The sequence below is a fragment of the Pseudomonas sp. P5_B2 genome, assembly GCF_056400445.1.
Window position 1 is genome coordinate 1 of sequence record NZ_JBFULH010000580.1, and the last position, 2,551, is coordinate 2,551.

General features: G+C 59.3%; 2 protein-coding genes. Both read left to right on the forward strand.

All coding sequences use genetic code 11. The features are described 5' to 3' along the window. Positions 1–28 precede the first annotated feature (28 nt). Complete coding sequence (locus AC1DRJ_RS24230; protein ID WP_477804381.1) at positions 29–1,897, forward strand: extracellular solute-binding protein; 1,869 nt, start codon at positions 29–31, stop codon at positions 1,895–1,897. Then, on the forward strand, positions 1,897–2,551 hold a 655-nt coding region (locus AC1DRJ_RS24235), incomplete at its 3' end, for an ABC transporter permease family protein (RefSeq protein ID WP_477804380.1). The genes AC1DRJ_RS24230 and AC1DRJ_RS24235, both read left to right, overlap by 1 nt.

A 2,551-nucleotide genomic window follows, 5' to 3' on the forward strand; every position in this document is an offset into this window, starting at 1 on the left:
TTTCGATCCTCCGGCTCTAAGGCTGACAATGCGACTGGCTTTCCCCACTTTATTATTTACTGCCGTGGCGCTGCTATTGGGCGCCGCCGGTGTGAATGCTGCACCGCAACATGCGTTGACCGTGTACGGCGAACCCGCGAAGTATCCCGCCGGTTTCAGTCATTTTGCCTACACTAACGCGCAAGCACCCAAGGGCGGCACAATGCGTCGCTCGGCGGTCGAAATAGGTCACTTCGACCATATGCTGCCGTACATCGACAAGGGCATTGGCGTCACTCAAATCGACGGCTTGCTCTACTCACCGCTGGCTCAGCGCTCGCTGGATGAGCCCTACACCGTGTACGGCCTCGTCGCACAAAAGATGGAGCGTCCGGACGACGGTCTGTTCCTGCGTTTCTATCTCAACCCAAAGGCGCGCTTCGCCGACGGCAAACCGATCACGGCCGAGGACGTGCGCTACACCTTCAACCTGTTGATGACCCAGGGCAGCCTGCGCTATCGCACCCAATTCGCTGACGTCAAAGGCGTTGAAGTTGAATCGCCACTGACCGTCCGGTTCGATTTCAAAAGCAACGAAAACCGCACCCTGCCCCTCGACATCGCGACGCTGCCGGTGTTTCCCGAACATTGGTGGAAGACCCGCGACTTCGCCAGCGGCGGCGGGTACGAGGCGCCGTTGGGCAGCGGCCCTTATAAAGTGGGCAAAGTCGATTCCGGTCGCAGCATCACGTTCGAGCGCGACGCCAATTGGTGGGGCAAGGACTTACCCGTCAGCCGCGGCCTCTACAACTTCGATCGCTTCAGCATCGAATACTTCGGTGATACCGACGTCGCGCGTCAGGTACTACGGGGCGGAGCCTATGACTACAACCGCGAATTCTCCGCCACCGGCTATTCCATCGGCTATGACAGCCCGGCCCTGAGCGACGGTCGCCTGCAAAAGGCTCACCTGGCAACAGACGCGCCGCAAACCGCCCAAGGGTTTGTCTTCAACCTGCAGAACACGATTTTCCAGGACCGCCGGGTGCGCCAGGCCCTGGCCATGCTTTGGGATTTCGAGTGGAGCAACCGGCAGATGATGCGCGACATGTACATCCGCCAGCAGAGCTACTTCTCCAATACCGACCTGGCGGCGCGGCAGCTGCCCGATGCGGCGGAGCTGGCCATTCTTGAACCGCTGCGCGGGCAGATCCCCGACGAGGTGTTCACCAAGGTCTTCGAAGCACCGAAAACCGATGGCAGCGGTGTGATTCGCGACAAGCAGCTGCAAGCGTTGGAACTACTCGAACAGGCCGGCTGGAAACCCGATGGCGATCAACTGGTGAATGCCGATGGCGAGCCGCTGAGCTTTACCTTCCTGGTCAGCCAGAACGGCATGGACCGATTGCTGCTGCCGTATAAACGCACCCTGAAACAGATCGGCATTGATCTGAACATTCGTCGAATCGATTCGTCGCAGTATGTGAATCGCCTGATGAGCCGCGATTACGACATGATCGTCACCGGCTACCCGGTCACCACCTCACCCGGGGGTGAACTGTTCAATTATTTCGGCTCGATCTCGGCCAACGACCCCGGCGCCAATAACTATATGGTGCTGAAGAACCCCGCGGTCGACACCCTGCTCACCGGGCTGGTCCACGCCACCACCCAGCCCGAGATGCTGCGTTATGCCCACGCGCTCGACCGGGTTCTGCAATGGAACTATTACTGGATTCCCAACTATTACCCGCCGGGCACATCGACCGTCTGGTGGAACCGGTTCGGCCGGCCTAACGAACAGGCCAGCAATGACGAAGCCATCGAGAGCTGGTGGGAAATAAGCACCACGCCGCTGACCAACCAGCAAATGACCGCCGAGAAAATCAGCCGTGGCAAACCCGGAGGGCCGCATTGATGTGGGCTTACATACTGCGGCGTCTGCTGCTGATCATTCCGACGCTGGTGATCATTCTGTTGGTCAACTTCGTCATCGTCCAGGCGGCGCCGGGCGGTCCGGTTGAACAGGCTATTGCACACTTGCAAGGCATCGGCGGCGCGGCAGTCGGTGGCGGGTCCGGCGAAACCATGCACGGCACCTCGCGCGCCAGCCGTGGCCTCGACCCACAACTGATCAAGGACATTGAAAAACAATACGGTTTCGACAAGCCCGCCCATGAACGCCTGTGGCTAATGCTCACCAGCTACGCACAACTGGACTTTGGCAAGAGCTTCTTCCGTGGCGCCACGGTCACCGACCTGATCCTGGAAAAAATGCCGGTGACCATTTCCCTCGGTCTTTGGGCGACATTGATCACCTATCTGGTGTCGATCCCCTTGGGTATTCGCAAAGCCGTGAAACACGGCAGCCATTTCGATATCTGGAGCAGCACCGCAATCATCATCGGCTACGCCATGCCGGCGTTCCTGTTCGCCATGTTCCTGATCGTGGTGTTCGCCGGTGGCACGTCGTTGAATTGGTTCCCGGTGCGCGGGCTGGTTTCGGATAACTTCGAATCGCTGTCGACCGTGGGCAAAGTCGCCGACTACTTCTGGCACCTGGTTCTTCCAG

What these genes read in the sequence shown, in the direction of transcription:
- AC1DRJ_RS24230 (WP_477804381.1), top strand. Translation starts at nt 29, where the DNA reads ATGCGACTGGCTTTCCCCACTTTATTATTTACTGCCGTGGCGCTGCTA.